The sequence below is a fragment of the Myxococcus vastator genome (assembly GCF_010894475.1).
GTDB classification, from domain to species: domain Bacteria; phylum Myxococcota; class Myxococcia; order Myxococcales; family Myxococcaceae; genus Myxococcus; species Myxococcus vastator.
The window spans coordinates 25,345-41,903 of record NZ_JAAIYB010000013.1 but is presented as its reverse complement, the minus strand read 5'-3'; the positions used below and the strand labels follow the sequence as shown (position 1 = coordinate 41,903).

Here is a 16,559-nt window from a genome sequence, read left to right as displayed (position 1 = left end):
GGACGTAGGGGGCCTGCTCCAGGGGGAGGGCTGGAGCGTGCGCTATGACTCGGGCCTGGTGGTGTACCGCCCCGGGCCGGAGGGGGCGCGGCGACCGCCGCTGCTCGTGGCCCGCGCCGCGCTCACCCTGGGCGCGCCCGAGGCGGAGGCGTATTCCCTCAGCCTGCCCATGAATGACTTCGGCCTGCGGCCGGGCTTCACCCTGGCGCTACAAGGGAGCACGGAGCCCGGGGGCGACGCGCGCTCCTGGGGCGTGGACGCGCTCCTGCGCCTGCGTCCGCTGGTGCTCTCCGCCGAGCTCCACCAGGTGGCCTCCCCCCAGGGACACGCGCTGCTCGCGCATCTCCGCGCGGGCTTCAACCTGCCAGGACCAGGGGCCACGGTGTTCGAGCCGTGGGCGCTGGTGGCGCGGGTCTCGGGCCGCGCGCTGAAGGACACTCCGGGCGGCGCGCGGCTGGATGCCGGGCTGAGCTGGTATCTCCAGCGGCAGGCGCTGCGCGCCACGTTGGGAGGGAGCTGGCGGCCTCCCGGCCACGGCCCGTCCAGCGGTCAACTCGGCCTGTCGCTTCAGCACCGACGCTAGGTCTGGCGAGATGTAACCTCCTGGCGCCATCCAGGAAGGCATCCTGGTGACTGGGCGTTCTTCCGATGAGGAGGCGAAGGGCGGATGTCGACGCGAACCGATGAGCAGTTGATGGAGGCCGCGCGCGCTGGCGACGACAAGGCCCTGGACGAGATCCTCGCCCGTCACGAGAAGCAGGTGTACCGCTTTGGCCTGCGCATGTGCGGCTCGGAGGAGGACGCCATGGAGGTCCTCCAGGAGACGCTGTTCTCCGCCTTCCGGGGCCTCCACGCGTTCCGGGGGGACGCGGCGCTGTCCACCTGGTTGTACCAGGTGGCCCGCACGCACTGCTTCCGCCTGCGCCGCCGCCGCGTCGGAACACCCGAGGACTTCCAGCCGCTCGACGCGCCGTCGGCCACCCACGTCGCGGCGGAGGAGGCGACGCCGGACATGCTCTCCCACGCGCGGCAGATGGGCGAGGTGTTGCAGGCGGCCATCCTCGCGCTGCCGGAGACGCACCGCGAGGTGCTCATCCTCCGGGACGTGGAGGGGCTCACGGCCGAGGAGGCGGCCGGCGTGGTGGGCATCGAGGTGCGGGCGCTCAAGAGCCGGCTGCACCGCGCGCGGCTGCAGATGCGCGAGCACCTGGCCACCCTCCTGGGGGAGGGCGCCCACGGGCAGAGCGCGGGGTGTCCGGAGCTGGCGCAGGAGCTGTCGGAGTTCGCCGCGGAGGAGGTGGACCAGGCCGCCTGTGTGCGCCTGGAGGACCATCTGTCACGCTGCCCCCGCTGCAGCGAGGCGTGTGACGCGCTCAAGCGCACGGTGTCTCTGTGTCGGCGCATCCCCGGGGATGAGGTCCCCGCGCCCGTGCGCGCGGCGGTGCGGCAGGCGCTGTCACGCGCGCTGCCCTCCTGAAGTCCGCTCGCCTGGCGCCCTGGAGGCCCCGGGGCGCGGTCTACGGGGCCGCGAGCGCCGAGTAGACTTCGAACCACGCCAGGTACGCGCGCCACGCCGGGTCGCGCAGCTCGACGAGGGAGCGTCGTGCCTTGCCCAGGCGCTGGGGCACGTCGAAGGGCAACCCTCCGTCGCCCTTCACATCCAGTTGTGCCGCGAACCAGAGCACGTCCAGTTGCCCCGTATCGACGTCCGCGTGCGTGCGGACAACCAGCGCGTCGGCATGTTTCAGCGCCTCGCCCAGCCACCGCGACGCCTGTGCGGGGGCCCGCTGGTCCACGGCATTCTCCGCCAGCCGCAGCTCCGCCAGCGTCACGGAGCGGAGGTCCTCATCGCGGTCCAGCTGGTCGAACTGCTCGAGGTACAGCTTGCGCTGCGTTTCGAGCGCCCGCGCCGCGGCGTCCAGACGTCCCATCCGGGTCTCCGCGTTCGCGCGCAGGCCCGAGGCGATGAGGCGATACGAGCGCAGGACGTGCTCCGGCGTGGAGTGGGCCCACTTCAGCGCGCTCCGGACAGCGGGCGTCGCCAGGCCGCGCTCGACGTGCTCCAGGTCTTCCAAGGTCCGCTGTGGCTGGCCGGCACCCAGCGCCGCGGCACCCCGCGCCAGCCGCACCACCATCCGGTTGCGCAGGCCCTCTTCGTCCTGGGGGCGCGCTTCCACGAGCGGCAGCTCCCGGTCATAGAGCGTCAGCGCCCGGTCGAAGCGGCCCGCGGCGAGGTGGTAGAGCGCGGCGCGGTCCAGGGCCAGCGGGAGGAACCTGGACAGCCGCTGCGTGGTCTCCACCATGGCCAGCGCCTTGTCCGCCGCCTGCGCCGCGTCGGCTGCACGGTCTACGTGCAGCAGCGCATGCGCCCGCGCCATGGCCACGGCCAGCCCCGCCCAGTTGTCCACATAGGGCAGCTGGTCCCGCTGCTCGAGATACCCCAGGGCGATGTGGAAGTTGCCCACCTGCGTGTGCAGCAGCCCCAGCGCGCCGAGAATCATGGCCCGGTAGCGGACGTTGTTCCGCATCAGGTCCAAGGCCACCATGTAGTAGCGGTTGGCGCGCTCGGCGGCGGCGGGGTCGCGGTTGCGCAGGAATTCCTCGTGATGGATGGAGCCCAGGAGCGCCTGCACCACGCGCTGGTTCTTCAGCTCTGGCCACGCGGCGCGCAGCTCCCTCATGGCCGAGGTGACGGCCTGGGCGTGGGCATCCCCCTCCAGCTTGGAGAGCTGGCGCGCGGTGACGTAGGCCTTCACGAAGTGCGCGAGCGGCTTCGCCCTGTTCGGAGCGGTGGTGGTGACTTCCTTCTCCACCACGTCCGGACTCACGCCGGCGCGCAAGCGCAGGTTCATGGCTTCGACGGCGCTCTCCAGCGAGCCCGTGCGCTGCGTCACCAGGTCGAAGTCCTCACGCGCCCTGTCCTGGCGCTGCCGTGCCAGCCGCCGGTAGGCGCGGCCCATCAGGGCGCGGCGAAAGAGCCGCTCGGCGCGGCGGCGCTCCTCGCTCCCCGGTGGCGTGTCGTCGACGTAGACCATCGCCAGTGATTCCATGATGCCATCGGCGCCGAGCTCCGCCGACCGCTCCACGGCGTCCTGAACCAGGACCCTTCTGCGCAGCGGGTCCTGCTGCTGCCGGTAGAAGCCGAGCAGCGCCTCCCGCACGGCACGAGGCGGCCGGTCGCCGCGGAGCGCATTGATGTGGCGGCCCAGCTCCAGCGCGTACGCGTAGGCCGAACCGGCGGGCGCCGTCGTGAGGGCCTGCGCCATCGCCGCGTCCGCTTCGTCGTAGGGGCGTCCCCGGTACAGGGCGCGAACCGCGGCGCGAGCGAAGTCGAGCTGGTCGTCGGCCGGGAAGATGCGGTGCTCGGAGAGCCGCCGGCCCACTTCGACCAAGGGCTCTCGCTCATTGAGCTCGCGGTACAGCGCGTCGGCTCGCGCGTGGTAGGCCTCCAGCACCGCGCGCGGCGTGGTGTCGGCGATCTCGGCCGCCTCCAATTCGTTCCGGGCCCGCGTGAAGTCACCCGCGTCATCCGCCAGCTCGCTGCGCACCACATGCTGGAAGACCGCGGCCGCGGGGCTGAGCGCGTTCGCGGGCTCCAGCGCGGCCATGCGCTGCTGCGCCGCGACACTCAGCTCCTCCACCATGCGGCCCCGCTCGCGCTCCTTCATGGCGCGGCGGTGGTCGATGAGGACGCGGAGCGGCCCCTCCAGGCCCGCGGTGGTGGGGTCGCTCACCGAGCCCAGGTGACGGGCGTAGAACTCCGCCGCGCCGAAATCCTCGAAGGCCAGGTGCAGCATGCTCATGCGCATCATCAGCACGCGGCGGAGCCTGGGCCGTGTCTCGAGCAGCAGCCGGTGGCGATAGAGCAGCAGCTCATCGGCGCGGCGGCCCACCATCTTCAGCTCGGCGCTGAGCCGGCGCGCATCCCATGCACTGGGGACCTGGCCATCCAGCGGCAGTTGGTACACGTCCAGGGACTGCGAGCGTGAACAGGTCGCGGCCAGGGACGTGGCCGCGGGCGCCGGGTACTGGCAGTCCCAGGACTCGCTGGTGAGCTGGTCCGGATTGGCGGCGGCGGCGCGCTCGGCGGCGTCGTCACGCTCCGTCTCGAAGGGCACCCGGAACAGCACGCCGCTGTCGCTGGCATCGATGACGCCATCCGCGTTCGAGTCCGTGAAGAACTGCACCACGTACAGGTAGCGCCCGTCCTGGGAGAACGCCGGTTGTCCCGTCTGCCCTGGGAGCTCGAGCGGCAGCGGGAGGGGCTTCGCGCCGGGCACATCCAGGCGCAGCGCCTCCAGATGGGGCGCGGCGCGCGCGGCGAAGCCGGGGCCCACCTGCCGCACGGAGCGCTCGATGGGGACGTACACCAGCCAGCGCCCATTGGGGGAGAGGGTCGGGCTGGTCAGGTTCCGCTCGAGCAGGGGCGTCACGCGCCACGCGCCACCCAGCTCGACGCGCGACAGGTGAAGGTCGCCCTGGATGGTGGCCCGGCTCACCAGCGCGATGTGCGAGGCGTCCATCCACTCCGCCTGGAGGGCGTTGGCGTCTCCTTCGAGGCACCGGCGCTCCTTCGCGGTGGGCAGCTCGCGCACGCACAGCTGGCCGCCGGCCTGGTTCCGGAACGAGATGTAGAGCAGGTGCTTCCCGTCGGGACTGATGCGCGGCCAGGTGACATCCGCGCCCTCGTCGAAGAGCCGGCGCTCGCGGCCGCGCTCCAGGTCCTGCGTGTAGATTTCGGTCGCGATGTTACGGTTGGACGCGAAGAGCAACGTGTTGCCATCAGGCGCCAGCTGTCCCAGGAACTGGTCCCCCACGCCCACGGTGAGCCGGGTGGGCATGCGCACGCCGCCGTCGTCCTCATCGTCCTGAGCCCAGGCGCTGCCCGCGAGAAGCACGGACAAGGCCACGCAGCACCGCAGCCACCGCGTCAGCACTGCTTCTCTCCCCAGGTCCCATCCTCGGCCTCGACCCACCCACCGCAGACGACACCCTCCGCGTGCACCTTGTGCCAGTTGCGGCGCAGCGTCTCTTCCGGGACGTCGGGGCGGGCCGACCGCATCCACTTCCACAGCTGCTTGCGCGAGCGGTTCACCCGCTCCACCAGGGCCACGTCATCCGCCGTCATGCGCCCGGCCTGGCAGCGACGCCGGGTAATCGCCAGCAGCCCGTCCCGCCCCTCGCCCACGCAGTGGCGCCGCAGCAGGTCGTCCACGCGGTCCGCTGGCGTCCTGCCGATGTTCTCCACCAGCGGCGTGGGCTGGATGCCCAACGCCTCCAGTTGATTGGGCGTGAACGGCACCGGCGTGGGGTTCATGCCCGCGCGCGCCAGCCGCTGCTCCACGTCGTTGAACGAGCCCGAGGCCTGCTCCTCGAGCGCCGTCGCGCGGTCGACCATGACAATCTCCGGCGCGCTGATGCACCCGGACGTGGCGAGGGCGGCCCACAGCAGCAACCCACGGTGTTTCATGGCGTCGTCTCCAGAAGCGTCATGGACTTGATGAGCTGGTCGACGATGGGGCCCATGGGGATGCCCCGGATTTCGTCGATGCTGAGCAGCTTCGCCAGGCCGCCCATGGTGATGCGCAGGCTGCCGAAGCCGCGGTTGAAGCTCACCCGCACGTGCTCCGGGTAGCCCAGCCGCAAGGCATAGCGGACCCGGTTGGTGGCGGGGTCGACATGGCGGGGGTCCTCGATGTCGAGCAGGTCCAGCAGGTGGCGGTTGCCAATGCGCAGAATCTCCGCGCGGCCATCGATGCTGCGGTCCTTCGCGGAGATGACCACCGCGGCGTTGCCGTCGAAGGGCTCACCTCGGGACGACTGGACGCCGGTGGCTCGCACGCGGGCCTCCAGGGTGGAGCGCTTGCCTTGCCAGTCCAGGAGCCACTGCCCGGTGATGCGCCCACCGCGCACCCCCATCTCCAACTGCGTCATGGAGACGACGTGCTGGTCGATGGACAGGTTCCCCGCCAGGGGCGCGACGGTGGCGAACGGCGTGCGGATGCGTTTGGCGGACACGTACCCGCTGCGGGAGAGCAGGGGATGCTGGTCGGCGAAGCGAAGCATCGGGTACGGGTTCACGTCGATGTCGCTCAGCAGCCGCAGGTGTCCCTGGCTGAACTCGAGGTTCTCGGCGAGCGGGACGTTGCCATCCATCCCTTCAACCTCGAACCCTTGCTCGGGCAGGCGCAGGTTCAAATCCTGGAGGAGCAGGTTGGAGACGGTCCGGAAGACGACGAGGTCGGGCGAGCTCACGCGGAAGCCGACGGTGACCTTGCCGCTTCCCTCCAGCATTCCGGGCTGCGCGAGCCGGGCCATGTCCTGCGCCAGCTCGCCCCGGAGCCCCATGCGGCGTCGGTCGTCGCTGAGGTCGAGCCGCCCCCGGACCTTCAACTGGGTGCCGGTCCCCGCGTGCGTCAATTGGAGCTGGGGGACGTGGATGACGCCCGTGGGCTTGCGCCGCGCGGTGAACGTCGCCTCCAGGTCCTGGACTGGGTAGGGCAGCGCCGGGTTCTGTTCGAGCGCGCGGAGCTTCAGGTGCTGCTTCAGCTCGATGTCGCCGGCTTCCAGCGCCTCGGTGAAGCTGGCGGTGGTGTCACTGGTCAGCTCCGAGAAGGCCAGCCGCCGGTCGCTCATCCCGACGGTGAGCTTCTCCACGCGCAGGTCACTGTGGACGGTTCGCTTGGGACCGTCGACGCGAGACGCCAGCGCCCAATGCAGCGAGGGAGCGTTGACCAACAGGGCGTCCTGTCTCCAGCGCAGGCCCCGCGCGCTCACGGCCGCCGTTCCATCGAAGCTGGCGGTACGCGCCGGGTCCGGGGCCAGTCGCGGCGTGCCATCGGCTGAGACACCCGTGAGCACGCCGCGCAGCGTGCCATGCAACTCGATGCCCACCGCGAGCCGCCCGGTGTTCAGCTCCGGGGGCACCCGCGCCAGGGCCAGCAAGGGCGCCAGGGTCCCCAGCGGCGGAATGTCGCCCTTCACGTCGATGCGAAGGGCGCGGGCCTTCCGGTCGAACGCCGCCGCGGCGTCCAGCATGACCTTGGGCCCTTCGTGGCTGGTGAGGCCCAACCGGAGCGCGGGCTTCCGGCGGTTGAGGTCCAGGGTCAGCGTCTGGTGCTGGAGCCCCAGGTCCTTCACACCGGCCTTGAGCCCTTCGACGCGCACGTCCACGTCGCCCTGGTGGCGCCAGGCGTCACCCCGCGAGCGCACCACGACGGCGACGTTGCTGGCCGTCACGTCGTCCCACGCGGGCCGTTGCAGCTTCAGCTCCGTGCGGTGCTCCAGCCGTGGCGCGGAGGCGAAGAGCGCCTTCACGCTGCCCTGGGAGGCCAGGCTCACGCCCAGGTGCCGCCACGGAATGCGCGCCGCGACCGGGTCGGGAATGAAGGGGCGGGCGGCGGCGAGGTCCGGTGTCCGCGCGGCCAGGGTGTAGGCCACCGCGTCGGTGTCCTTGGTGGCATCCAGGGACACCTGCACGTCGCCGACGTCGAGCACGAGCCGCGCGCGGCCTCGGCTGAGCTGGGGCTCGTCGAGCCGCGGGAACGCGTCCGACGCATCGAGCTTCACGCGCACGGGGCCCTGCAGCAGCGTGCGCCCATCCGGCGAGGACACGTGGAGCGCCCCGACGGGCACGTCCGCGCTCAGGGCGAAGGGAGGCGCTGCCGCCAGCGGCGCGCTGAGCTGGAAGCCCAGCCGTTCGGCCTTCGCTCGGAGGCCGGGGGTCCGGAGGTCCAGGGACTCCACCATGCCCGAGAGGCTCGCGTCTCCGGCGACCTGGAGCGGGGATGAGGGCTCCGGGCGGAGCTGATGTCCCTTCACTTCACCGTGGGCCTTCGGAATCCGCAGCGCGGTGGAGCCTCTCACGTCGAGCCCATCGACTCCGAACGTCAGCTGCGCGGAGAGCCCCTGCCGCGGATCCGGCGTCGCCACCAGGGTGACGCGCCCACCGCCGAGCGCCAACTGGACCGGCTCCCCCGTCATCCGGAGCGCCGCGACGTCCACGTCCAGGCCCAGCTTTCCACGGGGCCCCAGTTGAGGCATCGCGCTCAGGGTGACGTCTTGTGCGTCCAGCTTCACGTGGCCGCGCTCAAGCGTGAACGGACGCCATTCGGAGGGGATTGCCGCCAGCAGCTTCCCAAGCTCGACGTCCACCAGGGCGCGTGTCACGACCGGGGGCTCGCCCGCGGCGTCCGGGAGCACGGCCTGCGCCCGAAGCTCGGCGCTGTCTGTCAGGTGGGTTCGCTCCAGCTCCACGGCGATGTGGCGCTGCTCGACCTCGAACCGCGCGGCCACCGCGCCGTGAAGCAGCGAGCGGAGCGAGAAGCGTGGGTCGAAGGTCTGCCGGGTGACATCGAGGTCCACCTGCGCGCGAGCGGCCGACGCGCCGGCCTCCATCGAAAGGGCGAACGCCAGCTCCGCGAGGGCCGGGGGCGTGGCGGAGCCTTCGTGGCGCAGCTCCAGCGGCAGCGGGGCACCCGGCTGGCCCAGGTTCGCGAAGACCTTCCATTCCCCGTCGTGTTGCTTCGCGTCGACTCGCACCGCCAGCCCACGCAGGGACCACCGCTCGGCGACCTCGCCACGCTGGACGCGGACGTAGCTCAGCGACACGCCCGACACGTCGACGTGCCCGACGGGGAGCGGCGCTCGCAGGAGGTCCGCGACCTGCTGGGAGGCCCCCACCGGCGGCGCTTCTTCAACGGGCGGCGGCGCTGGGGCTTCAGGCTCCGTCAGCTTCGCGAGGGAGGTGGCGCCTGACTCGTCAGCGACCAGGGCGAACGCCACGTCCCTCGCCACCACCCGCTCAATCCGGAGGGGGCCCGTCACCAGCGCACCGGGCGACCAGTGCGCCTCCAAGGCGCCGACGCGAAGCAGCTCGGGCGCGGCGCCGTCGAACGGAGCGGGTGTCCGGACCACCAGGCCTTCCAGCTTCAACCCCGAGAGCAGCTCGACCTGGGCGACCTGGTAGTCCACCTGGAGCCCGGTGGCCGCCTCCACCTCGGAGACAAGGCGCTGCTTCAGCCAGGGACTGTCGAGGTTGCGCGACACCACCACGGCAGCGACCAGCGCCAGCGCGGGGAGCACGACCAGGATGGAGAAAACCACGCCCGCGATGATTCGGGCCCACCGCCGGCGAGGCCGTTCAGCTGTGGTGGAATCCATGGGGCTCGGTTGACGCGAGCGGCCATCATGGTCGGGGGCCTGTACGAAGTCGAGGAGCCGTTGCGGGCGGGCGCGGGGCGGTTGCTCGGACGGTATGAGGACGGCCGCCAGGCGCCCTGGCGGCCGATGTCCGGCTCAGGGCGCCTGCGTCAGCTCCCGCAGCGCGCGCCGGTTGAGCTTGCCGTTCGGAGTCCGGGGCAGCTCGGGCAGGACGCGGACCTCGTCCACAATCATGTAGCGAGGCAGCCGCTCCGCGCAGTGCTTCTTCACCTTGAGCAGGGAAGGGGGCTTGCTGGCGTCGCTGACCACGAAGGCCACCAGCCGCGTTTCCAGGCCGGAGCCGGTGGCAATCACGCCGGCCTCGCGGATGTCCGGGTGCGTGAGCAGCGCCGCTTCGATTTCGCCCGCTTCGATGCGGCGCCCGCGCACCTTCAGCATGTTGTCGCGTCTGCCCAGGTATTCGAACGTGCCGTCCGGCAGCTCGCGGCAGCGGTCCCCCGTGGCATAGGGCCCGCTCCCGTGGCGAGGCTGGCCCCAGTAGCCCAGCATCACCGTGGGGCCTTCCACCATCAGCTCGCCCACGCCGTCGCCTTCCTCCCGGGCTTCCTCCGAGTCCGGCGGCGGCCGGGCCAGCCACACGCGGTTGCCGCAGCTCGCGCGGCCGATGGGCACCGGCTCGGTGCGGTGAGGCGAGACCTCCGTCACCTCATGGAAGGTGCAGACGTTCGTCTCCGTGGGGCCATAGAGGTTGAAGAACCGCGCGTGCCCCAGGTGCTCCCGGAGCGGGCGCAGGTGCCGGATGGGAAAGGGCTCGCCCGCGAAGAGCACGGCGCGGAAGGGCAGCGGGCCATGCTTCAGCAGCCCCCCTTCCTGCATCATCAGCATCAGCGCCGAAGGCACCGAGTACCAGCAGGTGAACCGCTCGCGGAGGACCAGCTCCACCAGCTTCTCCGGCGCGAAGGCCAGCGCCTCCGGGATGAGCGTGACGGACGCGCCGCCCCTGAAGGCCGCGTACAGGTCCAGCACCGAGAGGTCGAAGAAGAACGGCGCGTGGTTGCTGAAGCGGTCCTCCGGCGTGGTGCCGAGCAGCTCGTGGCACCACTCGATGAAGGCCATCGCGTTCCGCTGACTGATGCACACGCCCTTGGGCGCTCCCGTGGAGCCCGACGTGTAGAGGATGTACGCCAGGTCGTCGTCACCCGCGCCGTGCGGTGGCAGCGGCGCGGAGGAGAAGCCGCTCAGCCGGTTCCAGCAGATCTCCGGCCCCTTGTCGTCCACCAGCAGGTAGCGCATCCGGCTCACGCCCGCGTTGTGGAGCTCGGCCGCGCGCGTGGTGGTGGTCACCATCACGTCGATGCCGCAGTCATCGAGGATGAGCCGCGTCCGCATCGCGGGGTTCAGCGGATCCATGGGGACGTAGGCGGCGCCCAGCCGGGCAATGCCCTGCATCGCGGCGACGGCGCGCACGGACTTCTCCGTCCACAGCCCCACGCGGTCTCCCCGCTTCACGCCCAGCTCCTGGAGCGCGCGGGCGATGCGGTTGGCGTGCGCGTCCAACTGGCCGTAGGTGAGTGTCCCGTCGGGACCCTTGATGGCGATGGATTCAGGAGCCTTCGCCGCTGCGCGGCTGACGATTTGGTCGAGTGTCATAGGCCGAGCTGGTTGGCGATGATGTCGCGTTGGATTTCGGAGGTACCGGAGAAGATGGCGCTGGGAATGGCGTCACGCAGCACGCGCTCGATGCCCGTTTCAGCCACGTAGCCCATGCCGCCGTGAATCTGGATGGCGTCCAGGCCGCTCTGGATGGCGGCCTCGCTGATGGCCAGCTTCGCCAGGGACACCTCCATGACGGCGTCCTGGCCCTGGTCCATCTTCCAGCAGGCCTGGTACAGCAGCAGCCGGGACGCCTCCATCCGCTGCTTCATGTCCGCCAGCTTGTGGGAGATGGCCTGGTTCTTCCCCAGCGCCTTCTTGAACTGCTTGCGGGTCCGGGCGAAGTCCGCCGTCTGTTCGAGCACCCGCTCCATCACGCCCACGTAGGCGGCGAAGAGGCACGCGCGCTCCCACTGCATGGAGCGCTTGAACATCGCCGCGCCCTGGCCCTCCGCACCCAGCCTCGCGGACGCCGGGACGCGGCACCCCTCCAGGTAGATGGGGGCGATGGGCGACGTGGACAGCCCCATCTTCTCGAACGCGCGCCCGACGGAGAGCCCCGGCGTGTCCTTCTCCACGAGGAAGGCGCTCAGGCCCATGTACCCGTGGGCCGGCTGCGTGGCGGCGTAGACGAGGAAGACGTCCGCGGACGGGCCATTGGTGACGTAGCTCTTGCCACCGTCGAGCACGTAGTCGTCGCCGTCCCGCACCGCGCGCGTCTTCAGGGCGAACACATCCGAGCCCGCCTCCGGTTCGGAGATGGCGTTGGCGCCCACCCACTCCCCCGAGCACAGCCGGGGCAGGTACCGGGCCTTCTGCGTGTCATCCCCGCTCTCCAGGATGGGCATCACGCAGGCGAAGAGGTGCGCACCCACGGAGAACACCAGCCCGGTGTCCACGCAGCCACGCCCCAGCGCTTCCATCACCCGCGCCGTGGTCAGCGTGTCCAGCCCCAGCCCGCCATGGGCCGAGGGCACGGGGAGCCCCAGGAAGCCGAACGCACCACAGCGCTGCCACAACTCGCGTGGCAGGACTTCCTTGGAGGGCCTGGTGGCCTCGGGCAACTGCGCTCGCGCGAAGGCGAGGGCACGGTCATAGAGCTCCACCTGCTCGTGAGTCCAACTGAAGTCCATGTTTTCCTGACGTTCCAACGGGTGACAGCAACGAGGGAGCGCGCTTCGAACGCCTTGCGCTCGCGCTGCATGGCCCTCGGAGATGGATGGTGAGACGTATGAGGAGTCAGGTGAAGTCTCGCGTGCGCGGGAACGAGCCGTCAAGAACCTCCGGGATGGTTGTCGGCAAGTGTGTCTTTTGAGGTGATGCTGGATGGGATTGAAGCGCGGGGTCCGGCAATTCCTATCTAATGGGTCTGGCCCGAGGTGGACTCAGTGAGTTACAAATGGGCCAGGACGCGGTTTTCCGCCGCCGCGGAGGACCGGGGCTCGGAGGCCCGCCGAGCGCGCCTGATCCGCCCCTCCAGACCCTGTATTCCGTTTCGTCTCACTACCCATGGCACTGGGTGCGGTGTCACTCATTCCCGCCGCGAACGCGCGCGTCAGCGCTTCTCAGCCTATGGCCGCGGTAAAATTCTACACGCGGCGACCTGGCCAGACTGGCTGAACACGCCTCTCAGACCTGGGTATGGGACAACCTGGTCGGTGATTGACTGGTTTGCCCGTGAGCAGTTTGCTTCGGGCATGGAACGTTGCGTCGTTTTGGATTTGCCTGGATTGAGCGCGAGGTATGTCGGCCCCTCGACGCCAAACATGCAGGCATTCGTGGAGCGGGGGCGCATGGTGCCGCTCCAGCCCGTCCTGCCGGCGCTGAACTGCACGATGCAGGCGACGTTCCTGACCGGAAGATACCCCAGCGAGCACGGAATCGTCGGAGATGGATGGCTCCACCGGGAGCTGGGAGAGGTCCGCTTCTGGCCCCAGTCCGACGGGCTCGTGCAGACGCCGCAGCTCTGGGATGCCGCCCGCGCGCTCGACCCCAGCTTCACCTGCGCCCGCGTGTGCTGGTTCATGAACATGTATTCGAAGGCGGACTACGCCATCACCCCGCAGCCGTCCTTCACCGCGGACGGGCGGGTGCTGCCTGACGTGTTCACGGAGCCGCTCCACCTGCGCAATCCGCTCGTCGAGGCGCTGGGGAACTTCCCCGCGTATGACTACTGGGGGCCCCGCTACAGCATCCGCTCCTCGGAGTGGATCGCCGACGTCGCCATGTGGCTGGAGCGGCGGCACAGCCCCACGCTCTCGCTCGTCTTCCTGCCGCACCTGGACTACACGCCGCACACCTTCGGACCGGACGCGAAGGAGATCCACCAGAGCCTCCGGGAGATCGACGACGTCGTCGGGAAGCTGATCGGCTTCTACGAGTCGCGCGGCGTGCGCGTCATCATCCTCTCGGAGTTCGGCGCGGTCCCCGTGTCCCGGGCCGTCCACCTGAACCGCCTCTTCCGCCGCCGTGGGTGGCTGGCGATTCGGGAAGAGGGCGGCCGTGACGTCGTCTATCCCAGCGGCAGCGAGGCGTTCGCCGTCGCGGACATGCAGATCGCGCACATCTACGTCCGGAACCCGGCGCTGCTGGATGAGGTCAAGGCCCTGGTCGAGGCGGAGCCCGGCGTCGCCCAGGTGCTCGACGCCGAGGGCAAGCGCACCCACCACCTGGACCACCCACGCTCCGGCGAGCTGGTGGCCCTGGCCGAACCGGACGCCTGGTTCACGTACTTCTACTGGCTCGACGATGCGCGCGCGCCGGACTACGCGCGCACCGTCGATATCTACCGCAAGCCGGGCTACGACCCGCTGGAGATGTTCGTGGACCCGAAGCTGGGTCTGCGCGTGCTGGAACTGGGGGGCAGCGTCTTGAAGGAGAAGCTGGGCGTGCGCGCCCGGCTGGAGGTCGTCTCGATGGACGGCACGCTCCTCAAGGGGGCGCATGGCCTGCCCACCCGCCCGGAGAACGGGCCGGTGCTGATGACACGACAAGCAGAGCTGATCGAGGCAGAGACACTCCACGCCACGCAAGTCCACGACCTCATCCTGGCGCACCTGACCGGACAGCAGGCGGCGGCCTGAGGGCCTTCCGCGAGCAACCCGAGCGTTGACGCTGCAAGAGGCGGGACACGGCATGAATAAACTTCCTGGAAGCGCCATTGTCATTGGCGCCAGCATGGGTGGGCTCAGCGCCGCGCGTGTGCTGGCGGACCACTTCGAGCGCGTCACCGTCATTGAACGGGACGCGCTCCACGACGGCCCGCGCCAGGGGGCGCCGCAGGCCCATCACATCCACGTCCTGCTGCGAAAGGGCGTGGACCTGCTGGAGCAGTACTTCCCCGGCCTCGTCGAGCAGATGAAGGCGGACGGTATCGAGCCCTTCGACTTCACCCAGGACCTGCGGTGGTTGCAGTTCGGTGACTGGATGCCGCGCTACCGCAGCGGCATCGTCCTGTACCCGCAGACGCGCTTCTCCCTGGAGCGCTACCTGAGAGAGCGGCTCCGCGCCTATCCCAACGTGGAGATCCTGGAGTCGACCGCGGTGCGGGCGCTGCTGGCCACGCCGGATGGGCGGCGGATCCTCGGTGTCCAGACGCATGACCGTCACGGGGACGGCGGCGCGGTGACCAACCGGCTCGCCAACCTCGTCGTCGACGCGAGCGGGCGCGGTTCGCAGCTGGGCAAGTGGTTGTCGGAGTTGGGGTTCAGCCCGCCAGAGGAGAGCCGGCTGCCCATCAACCTCTGCTACGTGTCACGCCTCTTCGAGCAGCCCGAGGGCGCCAGGGACTGGCGGGGGCTGTGGATCACCCCGCTACCGCCCGACGAGCCGCGCGGCGGCGCGATGCAGGGCGTGGAAGGCAAGCGCTGGATCGTGTCCTTGTTCGGCTACGAAGGACACCACCCGCCCCGCGACGAGGACGGGTTCCTGGAGTTCGCCCGGGGCCTCCGCGAGCCGGACATCTACGAGGCCATCAAGGACGCGAAGCCCGTCTCCGACGTCCAGGTGTACCGGGTGCCGGACGTGAAGTGGCGCCACTTCGAGCGCGTCCGGGACTTCCCCGCGGGGCTGCTCGTCCTGGGGGACGCGTGGTGCTACTTCGACCCCGTCTTCGGCCAGGGCATGTCGGTGGCGATGCTGGAGGCGAACCTCCTCAACGAGGCGCTGCACCAGCTCGACAGCCTGGAGGCTGTGACGCAGGCCTGGACGGCGTCCTACCTGCGCACGGGCGCGCAGTGGCTCCAGGGGCTGTGGTTCTTCGTGACGGCGGAGGCCATGCGGCATCCCCACGTCCCCGGCGAGCGGACGCGGCTCATCAAGCTGGCGCAATGGTACGTGGAGGAGCTCTACGCGCTGAACCACGAGCACCCGGAGATCTACCAGGAGTTCCTCAAGCTGATGCACGTCCAGGCGGGGCCGGAGTTCCTCCTGCGCCCGGACATCGCCTTGCGGCTCGCGCAGCGCGCCTGGCGGAAGCAGTCCGTGGAGGGCCCGGGCAACGGGGCGCTGTGGCCCGCCAGCCGGGTGGCGCTGGGTGCGCGCTACGTGGGGCGGGTGCTGGCCAACCTGGTGGCGCCTGGAATGGTGGGACCGCGGGATCGCATCTGCCACTTCGACACGGAAAGGCTGAGGAAGCTGGACAAGACGTTGGGGTGGTTCGTCCGCGATGCCCTGCGTGCCCAGGGGTTGCTGAGCGAGGCCGCCGAGGCGCGGCGGTTCCTGGAGTACTGGCTCCCGGTGCAGGGCCTGGGCGTCGCGAAGCGGGCGTTGATTGAGTTCTCCTACAACGTGGACGAGCCCGGCCTGGGCTTCATGCTCTACAGCGACAACGGGACGGTCACGCGGGCCTTCCGGGAGTACATGCGTCAGCTCGGCATCTCCAACGAGGGCGTCGAGCGGTCCGTGGCCATCTGCGAGACGTTCCGCTCATCGGACCTGGGCCTGGTGCGCGCGGAGTTCAAGCCCGGAGGCCCCACCCGGTATTCCATTGCCGCCAGCTGGCACTTCGACCCCATGCGCGGGCACTCCGGCTTCGATGAGGCGATGAGCCGCCTGCCGGAGCGCTTCCGGGCAGGGACCTTCACGGAGCGGGTGAAGCGCCATGCTTCCGCGCTGCGGACCGAGTACTACCCGCTGTTCCTGGGACTGAGCTTCCTGGAGGACGGGACGCTCGAATCCAAGATGTACCTGGTGCGCTTCGATCACAAGCAGCCCCCGTTCCAGCCCGGCTCGGAGCTGTGGCGCTTCCTCCAGGACATGGGCGTGTCCGCCCCGGAGCTGGAGCGGGTCCGCCAGCTCAACGCGCTGCTCTGGGAGAACTCCGCGGACAAGATGACCCAGGTCGCCATCGAGACCTCCGAGTCCCAAGCCCAGCCCAAGCGCATCAACCTCATCTACAGCGGGATCCAGACCTCCGCGGTTCTGGAAGCCATCTCCCGGTTCGGGTATCCAGAGTCCTCGAAGCAATCCGTCCGGGACTTCGAGCGGATGCTGCAGACCGACCGCGCGAAGTTCGTCGCGGTGCGGGTGGGCCCCGAAGGATTGAGCCCACGCCTCAAGCTGTACAAGCACGCCCTCTTCGATTTCGACGAGCTGTCCGTGGTGGAGGACGGAGGCCTGGGGCCGCGTGATGCCACGCCGGCCGCGGTAAGAGATGTTCCGGATGTATGTCTTTATTGATTCTTGTTGGTCGAGAATGAAGTTCAAACAGGTGATGAGTCTGAGCGGCTTTCAGGCCGCCAGCG

The 16,559-nt window shown here is 70.1% G+C and carries 8 protein-coding genes and 1 pseudogene; 4 read left to right on the top strand and 5 right to left on the bottom strand.

All coding sequences use genetic code 11. The features are described 5' to 3' along the window. Together G4D87_RS02450 and G4D87_RS02445 are read left to right on the top strand one after the other, a co-directional pair. Positions 1–583, top strand: a pseudogene (locus tag G4D87_RS02450) (hypothetical protein); the annotation flags it as partial. Between the two features lie 84 nt (positions 584–667). Next, positions 668–1,477 (top strand): sigma-70 family RNA polymerase sigma factor, encoded by an 810-nt coding sequence (locus tag G4D87_RS02445; RefSeq protein WP_163778129.1) that lies wholly within the window; start codon positions 668–670, stop codon positions 1,475–1,477. A gap of 40 nt (positions 1,478–1,517) precedes the next feature. On the opposite strand, the gene G4D87_RS02440 is transcribed toward G4D87_RS02445, so the two are convergent. The 5 genes from G4D87_RS02440 to pigA form a co-directional block, all read right to left on the bottom strand. Then, positions 1,518–4,937, bottom strand: a complete 3,420-nt coding sequence (locus tag G4D87_RS02440; protein ID WP_205507388.1) for a TolB-like translocation protein — start codon at positions 4,935–4,937, stop codon at positions 1,518–1,520. Further along, the gene (locus G4D87_RS02435; protein ID WP_163778123.1) at positions 4,931–5,470 is read right to left on the bottom strand and encodes a DUF1318 domain-containing protein; all 540 of its coding nucleotides are present in this window, start codon (positions 5,468–5,470) and stop codon (positions 4,931–4,933) included. Before G4D87_RS02435 ends, G4D87_RS02440 begins: the two co-directional genes overlap by 7 nt. Continuing rightward, complete coding sequence (locus tag G4D87_RS02430; protein WP_163778121.1) at positions 5,467–9,162, bottom strand: hypothetical protein; 3,696 nt, start codon at positions 9,160–9,162, stop codon at positions 5,467–5,469. Before G4D87_RS02430 ends, G4D87_RS02435 begins: the two co-directional genes overlap by 4 nt. Before the next feature lie 135 nt (positions 9,163–9,297). Then, positions 9,298–10,812, bottom strand: a complete 1,515-nt coding sequence (locus G4D87_RS02425) for an amino acid adenylation domain-containing protein (RefSeq protein WP_163778119.1) — start codon at positions 10,810–10,812, stop codon at positions 9,298–9,300. After that, positions 10,809–11,948, bottom strand: coding sequence for a prodigiosin MBC biosynthesis dehydrogenase PigA (gene pigA, locus G4D87_RS02420; protein ID WP_163778118.1), 1,140 nt, complete (start codon positions 11,946–11,948; stop codon positions 10,809–10,811). The genes G4D87_RS02425 and pigA overlap by 4 nt, the downstream gene beginning before the upstream one ends. Positions 11,949–12,512: 564 nt before the next feature. On the opposite strand from pigA, the gene G4D87_RS02415 reads away from it, so the two are divergent. Next, a complete protein-coding gene (locus G4D87_RS02415) occupies positions 12,513–13,898 on the top strand; it encodes an alkaline phosphatase family protein (protein WP_163778115.1) in 1,386 nt (461 codons plus the stop codon). Positions 13,899–13,950: 52 nt separating this feature from the next. After that, a complete protein-coding gene (locus G4D87_RS02410; protein WP_163778114.1) occupies positions 13,951–16,494 on the top strand; it encodes an NAD(P)/FAD-dependent oxidoreductase in 2,544 nt (847 codons plus the stop codon). Positions 16,495–16,559 lie beyond the last annotated feature (65 nt).